At 47.9% G+C, this 24,370-nt stretch carries 25 protein-coding genes; 12 read left to right on the top strand and 13 right to left on the bottom strand.

Annotation, left to right across the window (positions count from 1 at the left end; translation table 11 throughout):
- Position 1: 1 nt before the first annotated feature.
- Complete coding sequence (locus AC58P7_RS28525) at positions 2–703, bottom strand: response regulator (RefSeq protein ID WP_497349071.1); 702 nt, start codon at positions 701–703, stop codon at positions 2–4.
- A gap of 331 nt (positions 704–1,034) precedes the next feature.
- Here AC58P7_RS28525 and AC58P7_RS28520 point away from each other — a divergent pair, with 331 nt between their 5' ends.
- Both AC58P7_RS28520 and AC58P7_RS28515 read left to right on the top strand, forming a co-directional pair.
- A complete protein-coding gene (locus tag AC58P7_RS28520) occupies positions 1,035–1,958 on the top strand; it encodes a diguanylate cyclase domain-containing protein (RefSeq protein WP_497349069.1) in 924 nt (307 codons plus the stop codon).
- Positions 1,959–2,079: 121 nt separating this feature from the next.
- Positions 2,080–3,705, top strand: a complete 1,626-nt coding sequence (locus AC58P7_RS28515; RefSeq protein ID WP_497349067.1) for an S-layer homology domain-containing protein — start codon at positions 2,080–2,082, stop codon at positions 3,703–3,705.
- Between the two features lie 99 nt (positions 3,706–3,804).
- On the opposite strand, the gene AC58P7_RS28510 is transcribed toward AC58P7_RS28515, so the two are convergent.
- From AC58P7_RS28510 to AC58P7_RS28490, 5 genes are all read right to left on the bottom strand, one after another.
- Positions 3,805–4,311 carry a spore germination protein GerPE gene (locus AC58P7_RS28510; protein ID WP_497349065.1) on the bottom strand — a complete coding sequence of 169 codons (507 nt, stop codon included), beginning with the start codon at positions 4,309–4,311 and terminating at the stop codon, positions 3,805–3,807.
- A 3-nt stretch (positions 4,312–4,314) separates the two neighbouring features.
- On the bottom strand, positions 4,315–4,497 hold the full coding sequence (locus AC58P7_RS28505) for a spore germination protein GerPD (protein ID WP_497349063.1): 183 nt from the start codon (positions 4,495–4,497) through the stop codon (positions 4,315–4,317).
- A gap of 54 nt (positions 4,498–4,551) precedes the next feature.
- Complete coding sequence (gene gerPC / locus AC58P7_RS28500) at positions 4,552–5,268, bottom strand: spore germination protein GerPC (RefSeq protein WP_497349061.1); 717 nt, start codon at positions 5,266–5,268, stop codon at positions 4,552–4,554.
- A gap of 93 nt (positions 5,269–5,361) precedes the next feature.
- Positions 5,362–5,571, bottom strand: coding sequence for a spore germination protein GerPB (locus AC58P7_RS28495; protein ID WP_497349059.1), 210 nt, complete (start codon positions 5,569–5,571; stop codon positions 5,362–5,364).
- A 34-nt stretch (positions 5,572–5,605) separates the two neighbouring features.
- A complete protein-coding gene (locus tag AC58P7_RS28490; protein WP_497349057.1) occupies positions 5,606–5,830 on the bottom strand; it encodes a spore germination protein in 225 nt (74 codons plus the stop codon).
- A 128-nt stretch (positions 5,831–5,958) separates the two neighbouring features.
- On the opposite strand from AC58P7_RS28490, the gene AC58P7_RS28485 reads away from it, so the two are divergent.
- Positions 5,959–6,417 carry an Hsp20/alpha crystallin family protein gene (locus AC58P7_RS28485; protein ID WP_497349055.1) on the top strand — a complete coding sequence of 153 codons (459 nt, stop codon included), beginning with the start codon at positions 5,959–5,961 and terminating at the stop codon, positions 6,415–6,417.
- 285 nt (positions 6,418–6,702) lie between these two features.
- Here the strand turns inward: AC58P7_RS28485 and AC58P7_RS28480 are convergent, their stop codons facing one another.
- The 4 genes from AC58P7_RS28480 to AC58P7_RS28465 all read right to left on the bottom strand — a co-directional run bounded on the left by AC58P7_RS28480 (position 6,703) and on the right by AC58P7_RS28465 (position 9,824).
- On the bottom strand, positions 6,703–7,245 hold the full coding sequence (locus tag AC58P7_RS28480; RefSeq protein ID WP_497349053.1) for a C40 family peptidase: 543 nt from the start codon (positions 7,243–7,245) through the stop codon (positions 6,703–6,705).
- 235 nt (positions 7,246–7,480) lie between these two features.
- The gene (locus AC58P7_RS28475) at positions 7,481–8,845 is read right to left on the bottom strand and encodes a sensor histidine kinase (protein WP_497349051.1); all 1,365 of its coding nucleotides are present in this window, start codon (positions 8,843–8,845) and stop codon (positions 7,481–7,483) included.
- Entirely contained in the window at positions 8,842–9,603 is a 762-nt protein-coding gene (locus AC58P7_RS28470) for a response regulator transcription factor (RefSeq protein WP_497349049.1), read from the bottom strand. The genes AC58P7_RS28475 and AC58P7_RS28470 overlap by 4 nt, the downstream gene beginning before the upstream one ends.
- A gap of 65 nt (positions 9,604–9,668) precedes the next feature.
- Positions 9,669–9,824, bottom strand: coding sequence for a hypothetical protein (locus AC58P7_RS28465; RefSeq protein ID WP_497349047.1), 156 nt, complete (start codon positions 9,822–9,824; stop codon positions 9,669–9,671).
- Between the two features lie 190 nt (positions 9,825–10,014).
- Here AC58P7_RS28465 and AC58P7_RS28460 point away from each other — a divergent pair, with 190 nt between their 5' ends.
- Positions 10,015–10,338, top strand: a complete 324-nt coding sequence (locus AC58P7_RS28460; RefSeq protein ID WP_497349045.1) for a hypothetical protein — start codon at positions 10,015–10,017, stop codon at positions 10,336–10,338.
- A gap of 83 nt (positions 10,339–10,421) precedes the next feature.
- Here AC58P7_RS28460 and AC58P7_RS28455 read toward each other — a convergent pair whose 3' ends face one another.
- On the bottom strand, positions 10,422–11,387 hold the full coding sequence (locus AC58P7_RS28455; RefSeq protein ID WP_497349043.1) for an aldolase catalytic domain-containing protein: 966 nt from the start codon (positions 11,385–11,387) through the stop codon (positions 10,422–10,424).
- Positions 11,388–11,554: 167 nt separating this feature from the next.
- On the opposite strand from AC58P7_RS28455, the gene AC58P7_RS28450 reads away from it, so the two are divergent.
- The 4 genes from AC58P7_RS28450 (at position 11,555) to AC58P7_RS28435 (ending at position 15,802) form a co-directional block, all read left to right on the top strand.
- Positions 11,555–12,412, top strand: coding sequence for an inositol monophosphatase family protein (locus AC58P7_RS28450; RefSeq protein WP_497349041.1), 858 nt, complete (start codon positions 11,555–11,557; stop codon positions 12,410–12,412).
- A gap of 65 nt (positions 12,413–12,477) precedes the next feature.
- A complete protein-coding gene (locus AC58P7_RS28445; protein ID WP_497349039.1) occupies positions 12,478–12,894 on the top strand; it encodes a hypothetical protein in 417 nt (138 codons plus the stop codon).
- A gap of 565 nt (positions 12,895–13,459) precedes the next feature.
- The gene (locus AC58P7_RS28440; protein WP_497349037.1) at positions 13,460–14,263 is read left to right on the top strand and encodes a hypothetical protein; all 804 of its coding nucleotides are present in this window, start codon (positions 13,460–13,462) and stop codon (positions 14,261–14,263) included.
- 183 nt (positions 14,264–14,446) lie between these two features.
- The gene (locus AC58P7_RS28435; RefSeq protein WP_497349035.1) at positions 14,447–15,802 is read left to right on the top strand and encodes a dicarboxylate/amino acid:cation symporter; all 1,356 of its coding nucleotides are present in this window, start codon (positions 14,447–14,449) and stop codon (positions 15,800–15,802) included.
- 170 nt (positions 15,803–15,972) lie between these two features.
- Here AC58P7_RS28435 and AC58P7_RS28430 read toward each other — a convergent pair whose 3' ends face one another.
- Both AC58P7_RS28430 and AC58P7_RS28425 read right to left on the bottom strand, forming a co-directional pair.
- Positions 15,973–17,232, bottom strand: coding sequence for a BaiN/RdsA family NAD(P)/FAD-dependent oxidoreductase (locus AC58P7_RS28430; protein WP_497349033.1), 1,260 nt, complete (start codon positions 17,230–17,232; stop codon positions 15,973–15,975).
- Between the two features lie 306 nt (positions 17,233–17,538).
- Positions 17,539–18,462: an FAD:protein FMN transferase gene (locus AC58P7_RS28425; RefSeq protein WP_497349031.1), complete on the bottom strand. Its 924-nt coding sequence runs from the start codon at positions 18,460–18,462 to the stop codon at positions 17,539–17,541.
- Positions 18,463–18,712: 250 nt separating this feature from the next.
- Between AC58P7_RS28425 and AC58P7_RS28420 the strand changes: the two genes are divergently transcribed.
- The 4 genes from AC58P7_RS28420 to AC58P7_RS28405 all read left to right on the top strand — a co-directional run bounded on the left by AC58P7_RS28420 (position 18,713) and on the right by AC58P7_RS28405 (position 24,188).
- The gene (locus AC58P7_RS28420; protein ID WP_497349029.1) at positions 18,713–20,854 is read left to right on the top strand and encodes a glycosyltransferase family 39 protein; all 2,142 of its coding nucleotides are present in this window, start codon (positions 18,713–18,715) and stop codon (positions 20,852–20,854) included.
- A 13-nt stretch (positions 20,855–20,867) separates the two neighbouring features.
- Positions 20,868–21,836, top strand: a complete 969-nt coding sequence (locus AC58P7_RS28415; protein WP_497349027.1) for a glycosyltransferase family 2 protein — start codon at positions 20,868–20,870, stop codon at positions 21,834–21,836.
- A gap of 160 nt (positions 21,837–21,996) precedes the next feature.
- Entirely contained in the window at positions 21,997–22,680 is a 684-nt protein-coding gene (locus tag AC58P7_RS28410; protein WP_497349025.1) for a response regulator transcription factor, read from the top strand.
- Positions 22,677–24,188 (top strand): sensor histidine kinase, encoded by a 1,512-nt coding sequence (locus tag AC58P7_RS28405; protein WP_497349023.1) that lies wholly within the window; start codon positions 22,677–22,679, stop codon positions 24,186–24,188. The genes AC58P7_RS28410 and AC58P7_RS28405 overlap by 4 nt, the downstream gene beginning before the upstream one ends.
- Positions 24,189–24,370 lie beyond the last annotated feature (182 nt).

Genomic DNA, 24,370 nt, shown 5'->3' with positions numbered 1-24,370 from the left:
TTTAAACAGCAGAGCCATTAAATTTATAGCCAACACCTCTTACGGTAATGATGTAGCGAGGCTCAGCTGGATTAACTTCAATTTTCTTACGTAGATTGCTGATATGTACAATAAGTGTACGTGGATCGCCCATACTGTCTAAGCTCCAGATGAGCTCAAACAGGTGCTCGATTTTATAAACGCGATTTGGTGTTTTGGCCATAAGGGAAAGTAAATCAAATTCCTTGGCAGAAAGAGAGATTGTTTGCCCATTTGCTCTTACGATATGGCTTACGAGATCGATTTCCAGCCCAGGGAATTTGACCAGTTGAGGATCATCCTGATGCTGCTCTCGGATCGAGTTCCGGCGAAGAAGAGCTTTGACACGTGCTACGAGCTGGCTAGGACTGAACGGCTTCGTCATATAATCATCGCCACCCATGCTTAGACCCAGAATGATGTCAATGTCTTCACTTTTACACGAAATGAAGAGAATGGGTGTATTGCTCGTTTTGCGAAGCTGTCGACACACTTCTATACCATCAAGTCCTGGCAGCAGAATATCCAGAATAATAAGATCAGGCCGATGTTCTCTCACAATTCCAAACACATCTTGTCCATTATTGGCACTGATTACGTTGTAGCCTTCACGCGCCAAGTAGAGTTGAATTAACTGGACAATTTCTTGCTCGTCATCTACGACTAAGATTGTTTCTCCTGCCATGCTTGAAATCCCCCTCAGTAATGAAACAGCTCCCAAAGTAAGAAGGGTGTTCCCTCTCTCGACTCATACAGATATTACCTATATTATAGAACGATTCTCCTAGTAATTTCTATCCTTTTCTTGACATAGAGTGTGAACTAGTATTTTGTGAGGGGTAATTAGGTACAAAGTAGGGTGAAAGAATGTCCATGTGCAAATGTAAATCGACAGCAAATGCTAATTTCCGACTATTCTTTGATTTAAACTTAAGAATGATTTTATATAATCTTTATGTAATCATGCTAAGCTACCAGAGTCTCTATGTTAAGCATAAGAGGGGGCGACAGAGGCTATGCATAAGCACATGGATTCAGATTTTATTAAACATTCAAAGTTGCAGAAAGATTCGCTCGCACGTCAGATTATTGAGCAGGCATGGGATTTGTATTGCCAGTTAGATGCCCAGGGAAATTTAATCTATGTTTCTAACAGGTTCCATGAGATTCTTGGCTATGTACCCGAACATATTGGGCAAATCATTGAGGCGATTGATTCGGAGTATCGCGTAGATGTGTATAAATTGTTTATGCATACCTTGCAAACGAATACGAGCAGTAAACTAGAATTTCGAGCGAGTGGAGCGAATGAGGCTAACCTTTGGGTGGAGTGCACAGCGATCCCGCTTTGTGATGAAAAGGGAGAACTCATTGAAATTGCTTTTGCCCTTCAGGACATTACGTTTCGCAAAAATCATGAGACTCGACTCGTTGCGATGGCTTTCCATGATCCACTGACAGGATTGCCTAACCGCCGACTATTTAAGGAGCATTTGCAACAGTTGTTGCAACAAGCCAAACGAACAGAGCGTGCTTTTGCTTTACTCTATATAGATATAGATGATTTTAAAATGATTAATGACACCATGGGCCACGATATTGGAGATGCGTTCTTGCAGGAGTTTGCTAGTCGGATTCAGGGCTGTCTGCGAGAAATTGATATATTCGCCCGAATGGGAGGAGACGAGTTTACGATATTATTACCAGCTGTGGGTTGCGCGGAGCATGTCGAAGGCATTGCACAGAGGATTATAGCATGTGTCGAGCAGGACTGGGATGTACAAGGGCAAGCTTTTCGATCAACAGTCAGCATGGGCATAACGATGTATCACTCCGATCTAACGGACGCAGCCCAAATGATGAAAGAAGTAGATATCGCCTTGTACCAAGTGAAGGGTAAGGGCCGAAATCACTATCAATTTTATAACCATGATAAATAAAACCGTTGCGCAAGAGCTTAATCGCTCTACGTCACGGTTTTTTTCTGCTCTCCAGTATTTACTCGTAGCGATTTTGGTAGTTTTCTAGGATGATAGAAGTGAGAATAGGGGATGAGACAAGATGAAAAGTGGTTGGAGAAAACTTGTCGTTACCCTAGTCGTTGTCGGTGCGTTGGGACAGGTAACGTTGATGCCAAAGAATGAGGTTCTAGCAGAAGCTACTGCAGCTCAAGGGAAATTTAATATGTCTTACTTGTTCTCTGGAGCTCCGAGCACCTATACCTCACAAGTGAATAAAAGCGGAGATACGCTAGATGTCGTGTCGCCGAGCTATTATCATATCAAGGATGATGGTAGTCTGGACGTGTCCGACCTTCAAGCTGCATTCATAGCAGAAATGCACAAACAAGGGAAGAAGGTTGTCCCTTTTCTAAGCAATGATTTCGATAGAGTGCTGGGTGAAAAAGCAATTGATGGCCGAGAGACGTTAGTTAAACAAGTTGTTGAAAGTATCAAGTCCAATGGTCTCGATGGCTTTCAATTGGATATCGAAAATGTAGGTGCTGCCTACCGCGACAAGTATACAGATTTCGCTAAAAAGCTGCGTGAACAGCTGCCGAGTACGATAGAGGTATCCGTCGCTGTAGCGGCCAATCCAACAGGAGATACGGCGAGCTGGATCGGCCTATATGACTATCAAGCACTAGCTGCTGTTAGTGATTATTTGATGGTAATGTCCTACGATGAGAGCTATCCAGGCGATCCTACCCCAGGCCCTGTTGCTAGTTTACCCTTTGTCGAAAAATCCATTCAATATGCGCTAACCCAAGCTCCTGCGAATAAAATCTTGCTTGGCATGCCGTTATACGGACGATATTGGAATCAGGATCCTGCCTCGAATGGAGCAGGGATACCTGCCAAAGACGTTCAAGGGCTGGTTAATTTGTATGGAGGCAAGGTACGTTACGACGAGGCTAGTCAATCCGCTGTTGCTACGTTCACCATTCAATCAGCGGATGCGAAAGCAAGTGTGAATGGCAACGAATTAGCCCTAGGTAACTATACCGTTTGGTATGACAATGAACAATCCATGAAAGCTAAGCTGAAGCTAGTAAGCAAATATCAATTAAAAGGGACCGGAAGCTGGAGTCTCAATCAAGAGGCTGACAATACATGGACGTATTATCAGCTGTGGGCCGATGGTTTCTACTTCACGGATATGCAAAAGCACTGGGCGCAGGAAGATGTCCTGAACGCCGCGAACCGCGGCTGGATGGTCGGCACAGCCGAAGACCAATTCGCGCCTGACGCGGCGCTCACACGAGCGCAAGCCGCGACGATTATCGTACGCGCGCTCGGTCTGAGCAACGTAGCGGCCGGTGGCAGCGCTACGTTCAGTGATGTGCCTGCGACCCACTGGGCGTCGCAGGATATCAGGATCGCTCAGCAGAACGGGCTGATGCAAGGCATCAGCAGTGATCGCTTCGCGCCCGATCAAAGCATGACGCGGGAGCAGATGAGTGTGCTGCTCTCCCGCGCGTTAAAGCTGACCTCGGCGGCTAGCGGCGAGGCGAGGAAGTTCACTGACGTGCCAGCAGGCAGCTGGTCGGCAGAGGCCATTGCTGCGATGAGCAGCAGGGGCCTTGTCGACGGCTTCGAGGATGGCACGTTCCACCCGAGCGAGTCCTTGACGCGCGGTCAGATGGCGGCGCTGCTAAGCCGCGCCCAACCGCTGCTCACGAAGTGAGCTGGCAGGTTTAGACAGAGCCCGCCCCCTTGTTGGGGGACGGGCTCTTTGGTGTGCTTTTGTTGGAGCAGCTACTCTCCGCTAGGGTTCGATCTAGAGCTATGTAGACGTTTGCTGCTGTGTGACGAACACGATGCGAGGCGGTTTAGGCTCAGCGGACGTTGCTGGTTTAGGGGGGACATCACCGTTGGCGTCATCTGTACCTGTAAAGAGGAAGGTGGTTTGTTCCTTGGGTCCCGGTTTATCAGTCACGAATTGACGAATATTTTTGATACGTGTTTCCGATCTGTTGACGCGATTGCTGCCAATTTGAAAGAGGGAGGAGGCCGCTATGCCAATAATGCGTATGTTTCGAACGGTAATATAGCTCCCTAAGTTATCCACACACATTGTGAAGGGTTCGGGAGGCTGAGGGATTGGAAAAGGCCGCTGGAAAAACGGATACGCCGCAAAGCTGCCCTCATTCCCATTATAAATAGGCACTTCGCGTTGAACAGCAAAGACTCTGTTCTGCAGTGCGGTGTAGACATTATCCCCCACATGCATCGTGCTTGATGAGCCTAAGCTATTCATATAGATATTGCCAACAATCGATAGGCGTGCCATAGGTTATCCCTCCGAAGGAAGTGGAACGAATGGCGCGATGATAACAGATTCGGGCGGCGTGTCGAACATCGAAGATAAGGAGATGACCTCCGTATCGCCAATCAGGAAGATGGAAGCACTGGATACCCCGACAATCCGAACGTCGCCGACACATATTTGTTTATTTTCTACATGCAAATTAAACAATGCTTTCCCTTCTTTCCTAGAAAATGATAAACGGCACAGTCCAAGAACGACCGTTTATTTGGGTAAACTGGATATGTAAGTTTCAATCGCTGTAACAATGTCCTGCTTCGTTTTGTCCATAATGCTGGTAGTTACAGCTTCCAACGGTTCTTTGAACCCAACGCCGCGGTATTGATTCACATAATGCTGAATACGGGTTTCTAGTTGCTTGCGAATATCATCGATAATCAAATCTTTGTAATCCTCGTCGAGTGCATGCTGATATTTATGTTCAAGATGGTTGATATCGGCCTGAACACCGAACTGTAAATACTGTTCAATGCCGCTAGTAACATCCGCTTGTATGTCTTTCCCTTGCCGTGCGGCTGTTCCACTTCCACGCCTCATCTCTTGGCCCCCACTGTTCCCCGCATTTGGCCCAATACCCTGATGTTGTCCACCTTGATAAAAAGGATTCATATCACCGGCGCCCAGACCGCCACCTTTGTCCTCTTTGTTCAGTGAATTACCGTTCACGCTGAAATCCTCAATCTGATCTAGTGCGCTGGGGCTGATTCCGATTGTGAGCGTACCGTCTAGCTTTTCAACCTTCAGTTGGTCAAAGTTATATTCAATTTTATCAATGTGAATTCGCTTCTCATCCTTCATGGCCTTCAGATCAGTCTGCAGCTTGCTTACGGTTTGCTCTAACTTATCGATACGCTGTTTCTGCATTTCGACATAGGCGGAGAGCTGCTGGGCCCATTGCTGCCACGTGATCGTGTTATTCATTCGGATAAGCACCTCCTTCCGGATTCCTGAGCTCTTCAGGTCACCTTCCTAAGCCTGGCTAATCTAGAAGCGCGTAAATAAGATTCGTTCGGATCACGTGGCTCGCGGCAGAGGAACAAGTGCAACAGGATTGACTTCACTAGTTCCAAGCTCGGGAGCTGGCTCCATAAAGCCGCCAGTATTGTACAGATTAGACAACGATCGAATCGATCCGGCCGTGCCAATCTGGAGAACAGAAGAGTTGGAGACCGAGTTCACTTTTAATTGCTGAATCATGATCGTTTGATGAATGGTCCAGTTCATTTCGGTTGAACACCTCGCTCTGGTCTGACGATTGTCAGAGGATATTACCGCTCGCATTCGCATCAATAAAGTCGGAATCGTTCGTAACCGTCGTACTGTAGGTATTATAAACACGAGGAAAATCTCCTGTGTTAAATGAACCTGCTCCGGCAAACGTTTTGGAGGAACTGTTCGGTGAGATGATGAAGGAATCGCCGAAATGGACGACAGAGCTGGAGCCGACACTAATAATTTTCACATTCCCGACGATAGCTGGCATAATCCGTCCCCCTTGCGTAATCACACCTACAGTATATGAGGTATCCGCCTAGAGGTGCTCTGAATTTTCGGGAGGGTGTCACATCGGGAGGTAGGCACATATACTGTTAGTAAAATGAGGTGATGGGCTTGAGCGGATTTAATCGACATCCTTGGCTGAAGTGGGAACAGGTTGAGAAGTTTCTTGGACAAAAGCTGCCGTTCGCCGAAAAAGGGCAGACCTTTCTAGATAATATGACGTGGGCTGAAGGATATGTACAGGACATGCTGAAAAAAGCGATGCCGGGCATGGATGCCAGCATTTCTTCCTCTGGTTCCATTGGTACAGAGATTTTTGAGACACATGAGCATGTCATCATCAAGGTGAAAATCGCCAAAGATGAGGATCCTAGAGCGCTCCAAGTGTTTGTTAAATCAAACCAAATTAAGTTGACGGGCTTCAAGAGCGGCAAAAATCAGATCGTGAAGCTCCCAACCCTGGTGCTGCCGAGATCAGCAAATGCAAGCTATAAGATGAGATTACTGGAAATCAAGGTGCGTAAGCGTGGTTTGAAGGAGAGCTATCATGAGGCGTACATTCGTTACTAGGGTCAGCGTCATACATCCCCTCCCCCTCGGGCCATTGGCTGAGGGGGGTGTTTTTGTTTTTTTCTGAACCTGAACAAGGCCCAACTCAACCCGACCCCGACCGTGAACCGCGAATCCTGAATCCAATCCACCACCGCCCCCCAATCACGAATAGGAAATTCATTTATTTGGTTATTTCACGAAAAAAGAGCCCGATTAGATGGTTAATTCCATCTAATCGGACTCTCATACATTTTGCTAGAGTTAATAGTATTGATAGAAAAGCAAAGGAAGAAAAGCTGCCTACTACAACACGCGACGTGCTGTCATATAACGGGAAGACCACGTTCCGCTATGGATATCGGTAATACGTACCCCGCCTGCGCCGTAGGTTTGAAGGATTTTGTTATTGCCCATATAGATGGCAACATGGTGAATAACGCCAGGCTTGCCTGGGATCGAGAAGAAGACCAAATCACCTACGCGCAGGTTGCTGCGGGATACATACTTACCTACACGGGCTTGTTGTTGTGATGTGCGCGGCAGGTTTACGCCTACTTTTTTGAATACATATTGGGTAAAGGAAGAACAGTCAAAGTTACGTGTTTGTCCTGCTGTAGCACCGAATTGATAAGGTGTTCCTAAATATCGTTTACCGATGGAAATAACTTGGCTGCCTCTTGAAGTCGAAGTTGCAGATGCTGTAAGCGCTGTAGCGTTTGCGGCTGTAGTTGACGTAGCGGCTTCTGCTTTACCTGGTACACCTGCTGCAGCTGCTGATAATCCTATAGATACGGACAATGCCGTAACGACTAATTTTTTGTACCAAGTTTTTTGTGGGTTTTTCATGGGATTGCCTCCTTTGAGTTGTCGCGAGAATACTTACATTGTAAGTACTCGCTGAGTTGTCTCAGGAAAACATCTTCGTTATCGTTTTCTGAGTCTTGCGAGGTGGTTGTCCACCTGAGACTCAGTATAGCAGATGAAAATTGCCCTATTATTTACCTCGGAACGCTGAAAGCATTGCTATAACTAGGGGGAAATCCAATTCTGAGAGAATGATGAGAATCCCCTTATAATGTTCTTATTGACAGGATTGTGGAAGCGTTACAATAGCTGTCGAGCCTTGTCCTAAGCTGCTTTGGAGCTCGATTGTACCTTGATGTTTCTGCACAATATGCTGGGCAATAGCGAGTCCAAGACCTGCTCCTCCTTGTTTCCTATTCCTAGCTTTGTCCGATCGATAGAAGCGGTCAAAGATGTGCGGCAGATCCTCTTCAGCGATGCCAATGCCTTGATCCATGACTTTGAGGATCACGCGGTTATCGTTTAGACTGATGCGGATATCGACGATTTGCTGGCTATATTTCAAAGCGTTGTCTATTAAAATAATGAGTAACTGTCTGATCTGATAGGGATCTCCCGTCATTTGAAGCTCTTTCATATCGAGCTCCGCTTGGACGCGAATCTCTCGCGAGGAAGTGACGCGGAGGGAGGCCGCGGTTTGCCGGGCGAGCGGAAGCAGGTCGAAGTTCGTATTCTGCTCACAGTTTTCACGATTGGTATCCGTGAGCGAAAGCAGATTTTGTGTGAGGAGCTTCAGCTGTGCCGATTCAGATACTATGGCTTCCAGTGCCTCTTCCCGCAATTGATCATTGCTGGAAGCCCATCTCCGCAATAAGCTAGCATAGCTTTCAATAATCGTAAGCGGCGTTCTAAGCTCATGAGAAGCATCAGCGAGGAATTGCTCCTGTTTACGAAACATGTCTTGCAGCCTGTCGATCATACGGTTGAAGGTGGCGCCAAGCATCATCATTTCATCATTAGCCTGCTTGGCAGGCATTGTGATATGCCGGAATGAACCGCTCTTCTCAATGTTTTGCATGGTCGCGATGAACTGTTGAAGTGGGCGAAACAACACATTCGTATAAAAATAACCTCCGATCAGAGCCAAAATGAGCGCACCGATGGAAGTTAAAACGAGTATCGAGATCAACATTTCGGAGTACATGCCAAGTCTTCGAAGGTTTCGACCTATTTCTAAGAGAGCGACCTGTTCACCATTCTTGAACACGGGTGTCCGCACAAATAGCAGAATGCCATCGGCATCGGTGATTAAGGTATCAGAAGCTTCCGTTGCATAGCTGGCTGGATACCTTACGAGACTCGTGTCTGAATAAATCTGATGAGCAACCTTCGAGTCAGGTGTAATATACCGCACCATTTCTTGCGGGATCAGAAGCTCATCCATTTGTGAATTGTCCTTCCAGTACTCCGGATGATTAGGCAAATCCTTCAACAACAGGGCGCTGGCTTTATCTTTCAGGAGGTCAATTTCACCCTTAGTTGTGACGCGAATGAACATGTAATAGACAAAGGTAAAGCTGAAGAAAAGGATCACCATCAATCCAACGGTTACCCATAGGGTGATTTTAAGTTTCAGGCTCATAGTGATTCCTGCGCGTCTGCAAGAGGAGGACTGCCTGGGGAAGTGGCATCTTTGCCACTAGTAGGAACTTCCGACTTAATTAAATAGCCGATGCCGCGTATTGTCTGAATCAATTTGGTGGTGAAGGGCTTGTCCACCTTTTGACGTAAATAACGGATATACACATCGACAACATTGGTATCCCCAATGAAATCATAGCCCCACACCTCTGTGATAATCTGCTCCCGTGACATGACCTCGTTCTGATGCTGAATGAGAAAGCGCAGCAAATCAAACTCCGTTGGCGTTAGCTCGATGGCAATGCCGTCCCGGGTGACGGCGCGGCTTTTCAAATCCATGCTAAGTTCATCGATTTTCAGCAAATGATCCTGCTCGGGAGCTTGGTCTTGCAGGCTCTTCTGCCGGAGCAGACTGCGAATACGAGCTAACAATTCTACCGTTGCAAAAGGCTTCGTGACATAATCGTTGGCGCCTTGATCCAGTCCACTGACGCGATCGGGAATGGCATCCCTTGCGGTTAACAAAATGATAGGCAGGGTGGCATTTACCTGCCTAATGCGTCTAAGTACTTCAAGTCCGTTGAGCTCTGGAAGCATGACATCAAGAAGGACGAGATCCCATCCTTCTTCGCTTAAGGCAGCTTGCAGTCCTGACCGACCATCCCCACATATAAGTACCTCATAGCCTTCATGCTCAAGCTCCAACTGCAACACGCGGGCGATACGATCTTCATCTTCAATCAGCAAAATGCGGCTCATAGCGGATCAAGTTCACTCCCATAGTCACCGCTTGGAGGCAGCGGTATCGATTTTATTATTTTGTCTCATTTTCTCTCATCGATACCGTTACCTACATCCGAAGAGAAAATTCCTTCACATTTGATAAAAGATTGCAGAAATTCCGGTTCAACCGGCATCTGCGAACGGTAGGCCAGCAGTGCCTGCCACTTGCAATAGGTCTGACTTAGCGTTATGGGCACGACAATGACAAGACCCCCCTGACGTGCTGATAATCTTACTATTTTCAAATTGGTGCAGAAATATCCTTGCTTACCTTAAAATACCTAAACCCCATACATGCTGTGGATAATTAAAATGTCCATTAGCCTAGTCCACCTTACCCAGCTCCTACATAAAATGAATGCATAGACGAATGAAGGAGTAGAACCTATGAGTATATCTGAGAAAAAGAAGGTGCGCATCAAAGTCAAACAGAAGGTAGCGATTTTACTCCGAGATCACGACGCTACCGCCAAAGTTTATGTGGAGATTCATGGAGATTTGAAGTCACGGGAAGTCATGGTAGAAGCGATTAAACGCTTAGAAAATGGATTGATCTATGCGGATGAGAAATGCACGATGTTAATTGAGAGTGATTATATCGAGGTTCTTCCAAAAAGGAATTTCAATCGCAAAGATAGCGAGGATTTCATTTTCTTAATTGATCGTGCCTACGCAGAAAACTATGTCGTTTCAGCAAAAATTATCAAGTAGTGAATTGAAAAACCCCTAGTCGTGCAGTTCAGAAGGAGATGCCTTCATGAGCTGACGAATAGGGGTTATGGATGTTGTGTTGATTATTTTTTGCTTGCTGCTGGTGACGTTTCGACGGAAGTTAAACGATCGTAGAAGTCAACGAAATTATTTCTTTCAGCAGAATCAAGCAATGCCATCGCTGTACGAGGATGCTCGTCCAAGGCACCAACGATCATGTAAGGAACGAGGTAACCCCAATCCCATTTCTCGCGCATTGTAATCATGTGCTTCTCGATAAGGCCAAGAACTGGACGAACGTCGTAACGAGCACCTTTGAGGTAGCTGAGCAACAGTTCTGTTGTACAGTTACCAGCTGCGCGGCCCATGCCATATACGGAGGAATCCAAGAACGTTACGCCTTTGGAAGCACCAGCAATGGTGTTCGAGAAAGCAAGCTGCATGTTGTTGTGCATATGCAAGCCAAGCTCCTTCTCAGGAAGCAAACGTTGGAATTTGGATACGAGGTAGTCAATATCCTTGTTGTCCATGCTGCCGTAGGAGTCTACGACGTAGACCACGTCAACGGGGCTTTTGTTGATCTCTTCAAAGGCTTCAGTCAATTCGTTCTCCATCACGTGGGAAAGCGCCATAATGTTCAGGGACGTTTCGTAACCCATGTCATGGAATTTCTGTACAAGCTCAAGACCTTTATCTACATCTTTGATGTAACAAGCTACACGGATTAGATCAAGTAAGCTGTCTTCACGAGGCAAAATGTCGTTCTCATCAACGCGTCCGATATCGACGAGAGCGGAAAGCTTTGTATCCGTCTTTTTGGTGATCACATCACGCAAGAAAGATTCATTCAGGAATCTCCAAGGCCCTGATGCTCCGCCTTTTAGTAGTTTTTCTGAGTTTTTATAACCAATTTCCATATATTCAACGCCGGCTGCGCTTAAGCCGCGATACATGTCTTGGACAAACTCCACGCTAAAATCCCAATCGTTAATTAAACCGCCGTCTCGAATCGTACAATCCAAAATCTTGTGCTGATGATGCTTTACCATACTCGTATTGCCCCTTTCGACAGCTCTTGTCGCCTTTTGATTTTGCTATATTATCACTTATGAACAGGTGGCTTGTCAATGTAAGTGTAGGCCCCAACGTAACTTTTCTAGGGAGGATATGGTAATATAGAAAAGACAGGGGTGATCACGCGAGGGGGATGAAGGGAATGAATCGAAACGAATGGACATTAGCAAGAGAAGTTGCCGTAGGGGCAGCCGTGAAAGCAGGTGAACTAGCCAAGAAACGTTTCGGTGGTCAATTAAACCTTCAGCACAAGGATGAGCGCGGTGATCTCGTGACAGAAGTGGATGTACAGGCGGACCGTCTCATTGTGGATGACATCTTGCGTGTTTTTCCAACTCATCGCATTTATAGCGAAGAAGCAGGTGAGGGGGGAGCGGCGAGCGATTGGGTGTGGCACGTCGATCCCTTGGATGGGACGAACAATTTCGCGCTGGGCATTCCCTTATACGGCGTTTCGATTTCTTTAAGCTATCAAGGGCGCATCGTGTTGGGTGTCGTACATGATTCGGCCATGGAATTCACTTATGTAGCTGTTCAAGACGAGGGTGCGTGGAAAGGTGATAGGAAGTTGGAGGCGAAGCCTTATGGCGCTCTGGCGAAGTCCACGATTTCCTGGATTCAAGGACACGCAGTGAAGAAAGACGATCAACGGGCATTAGCGCTGCGGCATCATCTGGAATATTCGGTCAAAAGAGTGATGCGGATGTGGGCACCAACGTTGGTGTGGGCGATGCTGGCCAGAGGCGATCTGCACGGTGTTGTTTTGTACAACTCAGAAGGAGAAGATCTGTATGCAGGCTTGCTGCTTGCGCAGGAGGCTGGGGTGAAGGTCACGGATTTCGCAGGCAATCCGCTTACGCTGCTCGGAGGCTCAGCAGTTAAAGATATGGTTGATGCGGATAAGTCCATGTATTTGGTAGCAGCTGTGCCGGAATACCATGAGGAGCTGCTCCAATTCGTCCAAGAAGCACTGAGGACGGCGGAATCGGATTTGGAATAGGATAGGAACAATTGGTCAAACCTAATGGCAGACTTTCCATTTGAAGGAAGAAAGGGTGCTGTAGGATGAAGGACTTTGTTCCTATCTTTTTTGAATTTGATCAAACGCGTGATGCCTTGCTTGCGCTAGATACCCTAGAGGAGCTCGGCTACAAGCCGGAGCTGCTGGAAGGAGAGCTCGCGACGCTGCACATCCATCTCGATGAACAGGAGATCACCTCGGCGATTGAAATTGCCCAATCGCACGGCGGGCGGCTCGTAGATCGGCCGCAGATGCAGTCCGAGCAGGCCACATTCGCCATGGCATATGACCTTGAGGGCTCCATCCGCATTCCGGCGCATACGGTGAATGAGGATTGGTCCGACAGTTATGCGGCATCGGCTGTGGTTGCGGATCGGGATGCGCTGCCAAGTGATGATGAAGCGGCCTTTGATCCTTCGGCCGATGACTACAATCATTTTAGTGCTGGTATTCGGATCTAATTTGTTGCAGGAGCTGAGGGCACGGGGAAGCGCAACATAAGGAACAGAAGAACCTGAGGATGGGTATCCTCGGGTTCTTTTCGCTGCTTTTCGCACATATCTACCTCAACCCCAATAGAGTTTCCTCGTTCTGCGTTATAGTTTCTCGTTTGGGGCTCCCCAGCTTAGGTTGACTGGGCCGAAGGCAGCATCTTCCTGATGCTATTGTATAAATCCATTAGAACATCCCGTTCTAAGCGAAAAATATGAATTTGACTGGACGAATCCAGTGGAATCCGGAAAAAACGGGCATAAGACGCTTATTTCGCGTGTATCGATTGTATATATCCAATAGAACCCCCGTTGATAGCTCCTGAAGGGAAAAAACAGTGGATTTATCCAATGGGAAGGGCACCCAAACGCTGCTTTAAACTCCTTCGGCCGAAGGCTTCATCTCTTATGCAATGGGCAGCCCATTTTCATCTTTATTTTGAGAGTAGAGGAATAGGATGTAACCTTTCGCACCCCGCATGCGTTTGGTGTAATAAGGAAGACAATTGAAGAAGGAGTGGTTCTCATGGGAAGTATGAGGAAGATCGCAATTGCTGTGGTTATGGTCAGTATGATCAGTGCCCTTGCAGGATGCAGCACAGGAAAGACCGATGAAGGGGTCACGAGCAGCAGTGGACCAACGGCGCAGCAAACAGCAGGTGTGTCTTCATCTCCCTCTCAAGAACCAACCCCTTCCCCGGTAGGATCGCCGTTACCAACGACTAGCCCATCAACACCGCAACCGTCTGCGACAACGAAGCCGCAGGTTTCCCCTAGCGTGAAGCCCGCGCCAACTGCGACGGCCCCAAGCTTTTCTACCGCGGCGGATGCCAAGAAAGTGATCGAAGCCCGGGCCCAAGAAGTGATCGCCGCCCTCAAGGAAAAGAATATTACGAAGCTTGCAAGTCTTGTACATCCGCAAAAAGGTGTGCAATTTTCACCGTATTCGTACATTCGCACAGCGACAGACATTCAAGTTCAAGGCAGCAATCTTGCCGCGCTTTGGGCTAGCCCAAGTCTCACTCACTGGGGCACTTTCGATGGGTCGGGTGATCCAATTGATCTTACATTTCCTAATTATTGGGCCAAATTTGTGTATAACGCTAACTTTGCTGCTGCGCCACAGATCAGCTACAACACGATTCTGGGCAAAGGGAATATGATCAACAATGTGTTCAGCGTGTATCCAACGACTACTTATATAACAGTTGAATATCATTTCCCTGGTTTTGATCCGCAGTATCAAGGGATGGATTGGACCAGCTTACGACTTGTTTTTGAGTACTCAGCTTCGCATTGGTACGTAGTCGCTATCGTGCATGACCAGCATACGATTTAGTCGGATTTGCAAAGAGTCATTTATAGGAAAATGCATAGAACCGAATCAACCACTGTTTAAAAATGGTGATTGTTCGGTTTTTTTTGGCATTTTTCAAAAAAAATCATTGACATGCAGTGTGAGTTGTCATATTCTTATCACAATTAAACCGAGTGGATTTGTAGGAATAAGGAGATGATGAACATGCAAAACAACCTAGTAACCGCTTTTCAAACCAACTGGGTCAGCTTAGTCGTATCAATCATAATTATTGGTTTCATCGCTTTTCTTGGCAAAAAGAAAGTCAGCTTCGGTAACCGAGTATTTATCGGTTTAGGACTTGGTCTGGTGGCTGGGGTTATTTTCAATCAGGCAGGATTGCAATTTAAAAGTGTTAGTACGATCGGAACGATTTACGTCAACTTGATCAAAATGCTCGTAATGCCTCTTGTCTTCATTCTTGTTATTAATAGTATTTCGTCGTTGTCCAGTATGGCTCAGCTTCGTAAACTAGGCATCAAAACGATTGGCTGGTTTCTACTTACAACGGGTATCGCAGCTTTGATCGGTCTTCTAGTCGCATTGGCGATTGATCCGGGTAATGGCATCGCACAAGCGGTTCCGAAGGATTTTAAAGCTAAAGAAATTCCGACATTCTCGCAAGTTATTCTGGATCTGGTACCTTCCAATCCAATTAGCGATATGGCGAGCGGTAAGGTTGTGCCGGTTCTGATTTTCGCGATTTTCGTAGCCGTAGCGATCGTGCAAATTGGCTCCAAAAAACCAGAGGCTGTTGCATCCGTTAAGGCATTTATTACTTCAGCTACGGCGGTTATGCACCAAGTTGTGAAGTACGTTATTCGTTTGACACCTTATGGGGTGTACGCGTTGATCGCGGCGATGGCAGCTAAATACGGATGGGAAACTTTGGAGCCGTTAGCTAAAATTATTTTGACTTCCTACGTGGCATTAATTATCCACTTCGTCTTGGTTTTCGGTGGTCTTGTGCTGCTTGTGGCGAAAGTTAACCCGATTAAATTCTTTAAAAAGGCATATCCGACAATTGCAGTTGCCTTTACAACACGCAGCAGCTATGCAACACTGCCAGTGAATTTGGAAGTGATTACGAAACGTCTACGCGTATCACCGCGTATTGCTAGCTTCGTGGCACCGCTTGGGGCAACGATGAACTTCAACGGCTGCGGCGGCGTTTGGCCAGCAGTTGTAGCGATTTTCGTAGCGAAAGTTTACAACCTTCCACTAGGTATTTCCGAGTATGCGTTGTTGATCTTAGTCAGTGTTATTTCCTCCATCGGGGTAGCTGGTGTACCAGGTCCTGCATCAATCTCGACAACCGTTGTCTTGACAGCACTTGGCTTGCCGCTTGAAGGTATGGGACTTGTCCTAGGCGTTGAAGCGCTGATCGACATGGGTCGTACAGCAGTAAACGCAACAGGAACAACAGTAACAGCCTTGCTTGTAGCAGAATCCGAAGGTGAATTTGACCGCATCGCGTTTGATCGTGATGAGGAAGATGAATTGGAATTGGTAACTGCATAATAGCAATATTGTGACATTATGAAATGAGAAAAGACGAGCGACACCAAGGGGGTGTTCGTTCGTCTTTTTTTGTTGTTCAACGAGCTACTCAATAACCCAGTAACGACAACGATTCTAGAATGAAATGCAGCGAGCGCTAGAAGGGAACATTCCGAGTCAAAAGGGTGGCGTCACCCCTGCATCGCTGCATGCGTACCCGCCATATACCCCGTCGAGAAGGCCGCGGTAATGTTATATCCACCCGTGTATCCGTGGATGTCCAGGATTTCTCCGCAGAAGTAGAGACCTTGAACAAGCTTGGATTGCATCGTGCTTGGATCTACTTCTTTGAGCTGAACGCCGCCGCCTGTCACGAAGGCTTCTTCTAAAGATAGCGTCCCCTTAACGATGACGGGGAAAGCTTTCATCAGCTTGCAGAGCTCCAGCCATTTCTGCTTCGGAATGTTGTCATATGTCAGCTGCTCGTCCAGCTCCGACTTGGCGAGCAGAAGCGGGATGAGCCGCTCCGAGAGCAGGGGCTTGAGCACGTTTTTGATCGCTTTCTTCGCGTCGCTCCTCGCGAGCGCCATGCTCTCGTTGTATACCTCGTCGGTGCTCAGATCAGGGAACAAATCCACCGTGACGAGCACTTCCTTGCGCTCGGATTTGTTCAGCTCCTTCACGACGAACTGGCTGCAGCGCAGCGCGATCGGCCCGGATAGGCCGAAGTGAGTGAAGACCATATCGCCGCGATGGGCGATAATCGCTTTCCCCTTCGCGTTCAGCACGCTGAGCGTCACGTCGCGCAAGGACAGTCCTTGCAGCTCGCGGCTGCGGATAAAAGCCTCCTTCGAGGTTAACGGAACCTCGGTCGGAAAAAGCGGCGTAATGGTGTGCCCACCCGCCTCAGCCCAAGCATAACCGTCTCCCGTGGAGCCGGTGTGCGGCACCGAGCATCCGCCGGAGGCGACGATCACAGCGTGGCTGTGGAGCGTCTCCCCGCCTTGCAGTTGGACACCGCTCACGCGGCCGTCCGCATACAACACCTTTTTGACCGGACTGTTGGTCCGGATCTCCACACCCTGCCGCCGCACTTGGCTGATCAACGCGTCGACGACGGTTTTGGCCTTGTCGCTGATGGGAAACATCCGACCATTGTCCTCTTCTTTGAGGTGGATGCCGAGATTTTCAAAAAAATCGATAATATGCTTATTCCCGAAATGGGTGAATGCGCTATAAAGGAAGCGCCCGTTGCCTGGGATGTGTTTGATCAGTTCATCCATGTCTTTGTTGTTGGTTACATTGCATCTGCCGCCGCCAGAAATGCCGAGCTTACGCCCCAGCTTGTCCCCTTTATCGACGAGAAGCACTTTTGCGCCGTCCCTGCTTGCGGCAATGCCAGCCATGAGACCGGCAGAACCGCCGCCAATTACGATTACATCATAAGTCATCCGAATAAAGCCCCTGCCTCGCGTATTTTGTATAAATATAGTATTTATATGTTTCACCTAATAAGAAGGCTATATTTCTTGGTAAACACACTCGTCCTAAGAGGACGGTGCAGCCGTTTCTTCTTGAATCATAACATGGGGGGAGCTCCATATTCAAAAGATACACACAACAAGTGGATAACTTGTTGATAAAATAGCCTATTTTGTGGGTAACTAATATCTCTTATGTGGACAAGTGACACCGTATTGTGGATAACAAGCAATTTTCACTAATTTCATCCACAAACGATCTGATCAGTAAAACATTTAAGAGAAGCTATCAACATCATCAAGACGATGACTGTCACTAAAATGGTAGTGATCCACCTGCAGGTCTAGCCATCGATGCCCGAGAGAGGCTTCTCGCCCATAATAGTGCAGCTCTCCTTGCTTGGAAAGCACAACAGCTTCACATACTTCGCTGCGTTTGGCAAGAAGGGACAGGCCAGCCTCCAGCCCAAGTGAGCCCAACAATCGTGCCCATACGTGGCACTCCACAAGATCTTGCCCTGCAACTGTGCATTGCAGCACATCGCTGCCAGCGTAATTCTCGCGTTCCTCAAGCGGACTGTACGTAGAGAGTGCACCCTCCGGCATCACAATCGCGCCTAGCTTGGCGTTCTCCTTCCATGGATTCTGGATCCCGATCATCCATGACTCTTCTCGGGCGTCAGATTGACCCCATACCGTCACGTCACCCTTGGCTAGAATGAGACCTCTTGCCAGCGATAAGGTTTTCTTCATATAGTCGGTTAATCGTTTCAAGGACCAACTTTTTTCGATGCCTTGCAACTGAATACACGTATGTTGAGGCAGCGTCACTGACTTCGTAGTAGGATTAACTCTCCATCCTTGCATAGCAGGTGTCCAGGTATGCGTTGGATCTGTCGAGTCTTTATATAGAAGAGGCGCATATTTCCCGTCCGTGATCGCTTGATACATTTCAGCAAGGAAGAGCACTTCTATCATGGTATCGGACACAAGGCAGCTTTCCCCCGCCAAGGTATTTAAAAGGTTGATTTCACTGTCAGCGAGATAAAGGCTGAACCGCTTTTCTTCGCGCCCAAACCACTCTCTGCCAATCTCCTGAATGCGCAGCTGCTGACGTTCATCACAGGGCAGCAGAAGTTCAATACTCGCATCCATCGTTTGAAAATGAAAAGGAAGGAAGGATCGTATGGTCTTTGTCATCAGGAATTCCTCTTTTCTGTCGAATCCTTATTATATGAAATCAGTATATGGGAGTTAGCTGAGATTCAATTGATTATTAGCTGAAAAATGGCTGAATGTTAATGCTCAGCCTATTCTCAGAAAGCTTTCAAGAAATGTTCAGGGGGCATTCAGTAAAAATTCAGCTGTAAAAGTTAAAGTGAGAGACATAAGTCAACAAGGGAATGCCCGACGTTCCTACGAGAATGTAATAAAGGGAGTGTTAACGAACATGAAGGCACCTATAAGTAAAAAAATCGACTACCTGCTCGTGCTAATCGCATCATTGGCTGGCTTTCTGAACATAGTTAACATTTGGCAAGATAAGACCGTGAATGGTTACTACACAGCGGCGGTAACAAGCATGCTGCAAAGCTTTCATAACTTCTTCTTTGCTTCGTTCGATCCAGCAGGTTATGTGACGGTGGATAAGCCGCCAGTTACGTTCTGGGTCCAGACGGCAAGCGCCTATCTATTTGGCGTACATGGTTGGAGTGTGATTTTGCCTCAAGCGTTGGCTGGTGTAGGATCTGTGCTCTTGATGTACTTCCTCATTAAACCTACGTTTGGTCTTACAGCAGCGCGGCTCTCGAGTCTCGTATTCGCTTGTACGCCGATTGCAGCAGCGGTAAGTCGTACGAATAATGTGGATAGTATGTTGGTTTTCACGCTCATACTGGCAACGTGGATGTTGTTCCGCGGGGTCCGTCGTAAGCAATGGGGCTGGGTTGTAGCGGCCTTTGGTATGGTGGGTGTGGCTTTTAATATGAAAATGCTCCAAGCCTACATGGTCATTCCGGCCTTCTATTTATTTTATCTATTCGCAAGTAGGGTGAATTGGAAAAGCAAGGTGAAGGTGCTTGCAGGTGCCACAGCTGCGCTTGTCGTGTTGTCGTTGTCGTGGGCCGTGATCGTGGACTCCATTCCGCAGGATAAACGCCCTTATATGGGAAGCAGTCAGACCAACTCGGTGTTGGAGCTAGCTTTTGGGTATAACGGTGTATCCCGTTTGACGGGGGACAGAGGTACTGGAGGCGGAGGCGGCGCGAGACCAGACGGAGGTCAATTGCAGCAGCCGGGTGACGGTAATCGCGTCACGCGCGATGATGGTGGTGAACCTCCGGCAGGCGTTCCAGGTGGAGATGGTCAAAATGGCGCTCCACCAGGCTTCCCTGGCGGTGATGGCCAAGGCGGCCGACCTGATGGTGGCGGACCGGGCGGAGCAGGAGGGGGAGGCGGCGCCTTCAACACAGGTCAAGCAGGACCGCTGCGTTTGTTCCAATCGGCCCTATCCGGGCAAATTTCATGGGTGCTGCCTTTTGCCATCTTCGGCGCGTTTGCGCTATTAGTCGGATTTCGCCGGAAAAAACCAGTTACAAGCAAACAGTTTGAAACGTTGTTTTGGTTGGCATGGCTGCTCCCAGCAGCAGCGTTCTTCAGTGTGGCAGGTTTTTTCCATCAGTATTATTTAATTATGCTGGCAGCACCTCTGGCTGCGCTCGCTGGGGCAGGTTGGACTGAGCTTTGGCGCTTACATCGCGATAAAGCTTCTTGGGAAATGTGGCTGTTACCCGCAGCTATTGCGGTTACGACGGCTTTTGAAGTCTATATCATTAAGCCTTATAACGCACAAATCGGATCAGGCTTAGCGATTGGCGTGGGTGCGGCAGGCGCCCTTGCAACGTTGGTGCTTATCTTAGCTTCCAAGAAAGAAAAGGTAGCGCACAAAACTGCGATGCTTGGCTTACTAGCCCTGCTTGCAGCTCCACTTTATTGGGCAGCTACGCCGCTGCTCTATGGCGGTAACAGCATGCTTCCAGAAGCAGGACCTAACTTGAAGAGCAGCTCGAGCATAGGAGGGGGCGCTCGTATGGGAGACTCCAATGGGGTGAATACGCAATTGCTCGATTATGTCACCAAAAACAATACAGGCGAGACGTATTTATTCGCAGTTTCCAGAGCGACAGAAGCGTCCTCCTACATTATACAAACAGGTAAAGCGGTCATGGCGATGGGCGGTTTCTCTGGCTCAGATCCGATTATGACCGTAGCTCGACTGAAGCAAATGGTAGCGAACAAGGAGATTAAATTCTTCTTTTTATCTGGAGAAGGCGGGTTTGGCGGTGGAGGAGGCAGTGCTAGCTCTGAAGTTAAAACATGGATCAAAGCTCATAGCACGGAAGTACTGAAGAGTGAGTACCAAGCTGCATCCTTGCAAGGTCCGCAACCACAGCAGGGTGAGCAACAAGGACAAGGCGGCACACGTGGTGTGGACGGCGGACGCAATGATGGAGATGGTGGGTTCACGCCTGGCGGCGGTGGCCTAGGAGGCTCCGGTGCGTTATACCTCATCAACGAAGATTCTTTAGACTAGGAGGGGACTCTCGATGAACGAACATGTTCGCTATTCTATTGTCGTTCCTGTTTTCAATGAAGAAGATGTCATCACTCAGACGTACTATAGGTTGAAAGATATCATGAATCAAACGGACGGCACTTATGAGCTGCTGTTCGTGAATGATGGAAGCCGCGATCATACCGCGGCTATCCTTCAGGGCTTCAGCGAGCGGGATGAGCGAGTGAAGCTGATTAACTTCTCACGTAACTTCGGCCATCAGATCGCGATTACAGCGGGTATGGACTATGCCAGTGGCGATGCGGTTGTTGTGATCGACACCGATCTGCAGGATCCGCCTGAGCTTATTCTTGCGATGATCACGAAGTGGAAGGAAGGCTATGACGTCGTGTATGCCAAACGTAGGCAGCGTATGGGGGGAACCTTTTTCAAAAAGCAAACAGCTCATCTGTCTTATCGAGTTCTCCGAGCCTCTACAGATATCTCTATTCCTGTCGATACCGGTGACTTCCGACTCATGGACCGCAAGGTATGCGAGGAAATGCGCCGCTTAACGGAGAAAAACCGATATGTCCGAGGCCTCGTCCCCTTGGTAGGCTTCAAGCAAACCTACGTCGAGTATGTACGGGAAGAACGTGCTGCCGGTAAGACGAAGTTTCGGCTGAAGAAAATGCTCAAGCTTTGCTTGGACGGGATCACGTCCTTTTCAACGAAACCCCTCAAGCTGGCTTTCTATATGGGAGGCGTGCTCTGGACGGCAGGTGTGAGCTATATGTTAATCGTCCTTTACCTTCACTTGTTTACGGAGACGACTGTTTCAGGCTGGCATGTCATTACCTTGATGGAATTAATCGTGAGTGGATGCATGTTGTTTCTGCTAGGTGCGATTGGGGAGTACATTGGACGCATTTATGATGAAGCCAAAAATCGGCCGCTCTACATTGTGCGTGACTGTCATGGTATGAAGAAGAAGGAGCGCCGCATCAAGCATATCGTATAGGGGTAGCCAGAGTCGGGCCCGTCTTAGGGTTCGGCTTCTTGGTGCGCCCGCGCCGAACTTTCAGCAAGCTTTCAGCCGCTGCTCAGATTGCTTTTAGGCAGGATATGGGATACTGATTGTAGAAGTCGTATACGATAGAAATTCAGGGGAGACGATACACATGCGCCAATTAAAAGGGATTAAAATATTGCTCGTGGATGACGAGCCTCATATCTTAGAATTTCTAGAGCTCGGGCTAACGAACGAAGGATTCGAAGTGATGACGGCACAGGATGGAATCAGTGCCATCACAGCTTGTAATAAATTTCAGCCGCATATCGCGATCTTGGATGTAATGATGCCGGGCATGGACGGTTTCGAGGTGTGCCGCATGATCAAGAAAACGGACAATGTTGCCGTTATTATGCTGACAGCCAAAGATGAAATCGACGATCGAGTAAAAGGGCTCACGTTAGGAGCCGATGATTACATGATCAAGCCGTTTAGCTTTGAAGAGCTGTTGGCGCGGATCTACGCGCGGATTCGGAACCATTTTCCAAACTTATTCGGGGAAGTCGTTATTGGACCTCTTCGCATGGATGATCGTCGCAAAGAGATCTCGATGCATGATCGCATCTTAGAGCTGTCGCCGACGGAATATGAATTGCTTAAATTTATGGCGATTAATCACGGCCTTGTGCTGAGTAAGACGATGATTCTCGATAAAGTGTGGGGCTATGATTTCGGCGGCGAGGAGAACATTGTGGAAGTGTACATACGCTCACTGCGCGAAAAGCTTGGAGATAAGGAGCACAAGCTGATTCGTACCATTCGCGGCGCGGGGTATCGGATGGATTTGACATGAAGAAGCGTGGCTGGTTGGCTAATAGCTTTGAGACTCGATCCTTAAAGTTTCAAATATTATCTCGCACGTTACTGGTCATGTCTGCACTCCTGCTGTTAATTGGTGTTTTTCAATATGTGTTCATGCAGCAGTTTATGTTTCAAAATAAGGCAGAGACAATTCGCAACCAGCTTGCTGCGCTGCCGCCCAACGTGTGGCTTCGTGTGGAGGAGGGGCAGGATAAGGGCTCGAGTCCTTTTCTACCTAAGCAGGATTTCAATCGCAATAATCGGCAGGATAATTTCAGTGGAAGTCCGCGGATTTTCGTGCCGGATTTAACCATTGCATTTATTGATGACAAGGGTACTTATAAACTGGTCTCATCACAGGATGAACAGTCCACGTTAGAGTTGGATAAAGAACAATATCTAGAGATATTGAAATCGCGAGGAAAAAAACAGGATCATCTGATTATGAAAGACAGCAAAGGGAATGAGCAATTGGTTGTCTTTCATCAAATTGGAGAGGGACCTGATCGTTCACGTGGTATTCAGGGTCTCATTCAAGCGAGCACAAGTACAGCTCCAATTAAAGATGTCCTCCTAAGACAGCTGTTGACGTTCTTGTTCCTATCGATGCTCGCGATGATCATTGGGCTGCTAGGTTTCTTGCCGGTACTGAGACGGACATTGGTTCCACTTTCAAATTTGGTGGATACGGTGAAGAGTATAGACTCCGGTAACTTGAATGAACGTTTCCCTGCGCATCAAGGGCAGGCGGAAATGGATCGCTTGGCGACTTCGTTCAATAGTATGCTAGAGCGTTTGGAATTTTCTTTTGAAGCCGAAAAAGAAGCGAAGGAGCAGATGCGCCGTTTTGCCGCGGATGCCTCTCATGAGCTTCGCACACCGCTGACCTCCATCCATGGCTTCCTGGAGGTATTGCTGCGCGGAGCCTATCAACAGCCGGAACAGCTGCTGAAGGCTTTGAAAAGCATGCACGGCGAATCCGTCCGCATAAATAAATTAGTTGAGGACCTTCTGCTGCTGGCGCGGCTCGATCGAACACCGTCTTTCCAAAAGACAGATGGGGCCATGGACGACTTGCTTCATGAGATGGAGCATCAGCTGCGACTACTCGCAGGGGAGAGAACGGTCACATTCCTCTTGGAGCCAGAGACACAGTGTCACTGCGATCCGGATAAAATCAAGCAAGTGATTCTCAACCTGTTTCACAACGCGGTTCAACATACGCATCCAGAGACAGGTGAAGTGAGAGTCTCATTGACGAAAATAGGCGGAGGCATTGAAATCGCTGTCCACGATAATGGGCCAGGGATTGCGCCAGAGCATCTTGCGCATCTGTTCGATCGCTTCTACCGCATCGATTCCTCGCGCGCGCGACGCAGCGGTGGAGCGGGCTTGGGCTTATCGATTACTCGTTCCATTGTGGAGCTGCATGGCGGAACGATTGGTGTGGAAAGTGTCGTGGACGAGGGGAGCACGTTTATCGTGCGTTTGCCGCGATAGAATAAAGAGAAGGGGCTGCGCTGATTGAACTGTAACCCGAAAGATAGACACTTTGAAAAAAAGTGCCCGTCTGGTATTATCCCCTTTAAGTAGACACTCAAAAAAAACCTTATGGTATCATAAGGAAATGAGAACAACTTGGAGGGGATTTTTCTATGGCTAAAAAAGGACAAACATTTAAT

The organism is Paenibacillus sp. J22FR5 (assembly GCF_059691975.1).
The sequence above is the reverse complement of the archived record's forward strand: the minus strand, read 5'-3'. Positions and strand labels throughout refer to the sequence as shown.

Coding starts and splice junctions, on each gene's coding strand:
- AC58P7_RS28460 (WP_497349045.1), top strand. CDS start 10,015: ATGAGTATATCTGAGAAAAAGAAGGTGCGCATCAAAGTCAAACAGAAG.
- AC58P7_RS28510 (WP_497349065.1), bottom strand. CDS start 4,311: ATGGCACGCCTATCGATTGTTGGCAATATCTATATGAATAGCTTAGGC.
- AC58P7_RS28480 (WP_497349053.1), bottom strand. CDS start 7,245: ATGAAAAACCCACAAAAAACTTGGTACAAAAAATTAGTCGTTACGGCA.
- AC58P7_RS28490 (WP_497349057.1), bottom strand. CDS start 5,830: ATGCCAGCTATCGTCGGGAATGTGAAAATTATTAGTGTCGGCTCCAGC.
- AC58P7_RS28445 (WP_497349039.1), top strand. CDS start 12,478: ATGAAGGACTTTGTTCCTATCTTTTTTGAATTTGATCAAACGCGTGAT.
- AC58P7_RS28405 (WP_497349023.1), top strand. CDS start 22,677: ATGAAGAAGCGTGGCTGGTTGGCTAATAGCTTTGAGACTCGATCCTTA.
- AC58P7_RS28470 (WP_497349049.1), bottom strand. CDS start 9,603: ATGAGCCGCATTTTGCTGATTGAAGATGAAGATCGTATCGCCCGCGTG.
- AC58P7_RS28495 (WP_497349059.1), bottom strand. CDS start 5,571: ATGAACTGGACCATTCATCAAACGATCATGATTCAGCAATTAAAAGTG.
- gerPC (WP_497349061.1), bottom strand. CDS start 5,268: ATGAATAACACGATCACGTGGCAGCAATGGGCCCAGCAGCTCTCCGCC.
- AC58P7_RS28430 (WP_497349033.1), bottom strand. CDS start 17,232: ATGACTTATGATGTAATCGTAATTGGCGGCGGTTCTGCCGGTCTCATG.
- AC58P7_RS28525 (WP_497349071.1), bottom strand. CDS start 703: ATGGCAGGAGAAACAATCTTAGTCGTAGATGACGAGCAAGAAATTGTC.
- AC58P7_RS28440 (WP_497349037.1), top strand. CDS start 13,460: ATGAGGAAGATCGCAATTGCTGTGGTTATGGTCAGTATGATCAGTGCC.
- AC58P7_RS28520 (WP_497349069.1), top strand. CDS start 1,035: ATGCATAAGCACATGGATTCAGATTTTATTAAACATTCAAAGTTGCAG.
- AC58P7_RS28455 (WP_497349043.1), bottom strand. CDS start 11,387: ATGGTAAAGCATCATCAGCACAAGATTTTGGATTGTACGATTCGAGAC.
- AC58P7_RS28435 (WP_497349035.1), top strand. CDS start 14,447: ATGCAAAACAACCTAGTAACCGCTTTTCAAACCAACTGGGTCAGCTTA.
- AC58P7_RS28425 (WP_497349031.1), bottom strand. CDS start 18,462: ATGACAAAGACCATACGATCCTTCCTTCCTTTTCATTTTCAAACGATG.
- AC58P7_RS28410 (WP_497349025.1), top strand. CDS start 21,997: ATGCGCCAATTAAAAGGGATTAAAATATTGCTCGTGGATGACGAGCCT.
- AC58P7_RS28475 (WP_497349051.1), bottom strand. CDS start 8,845: ATGAGCCTGAAACTTAAAATCACCCTATGGGTAACCGTTGGATTGATG.
- AC58P7_RS28420 (WP_497349029.1), top strand. CDS start 18,713: ATGAAGGCACCTATAAGTAAAAAAATCGACTACCTGCTCGTGCTAATC.
- AC58P7_RS28415 (WP_497349027.1), top strand. CDS start 20,868: ATGAACGAACATGTTCGCTATTCTATTGTCGTTCCTGTTTTCAATGAA.
- AC58P7_RS28515 (WP_497349067.1), top strand. CDS start 2,080: ATGAAAAGTGGTTGGAGAAAACTTGTCGTTACCCTAGTCGTTGTCGGT.
- AC58P7_RS28450 (WP_497349041.1), top strand. CDS start 11,555: ATGAATCGAAACGAATGGACATTAGCAAGAGAAGTTGCCGTAGGGGCA.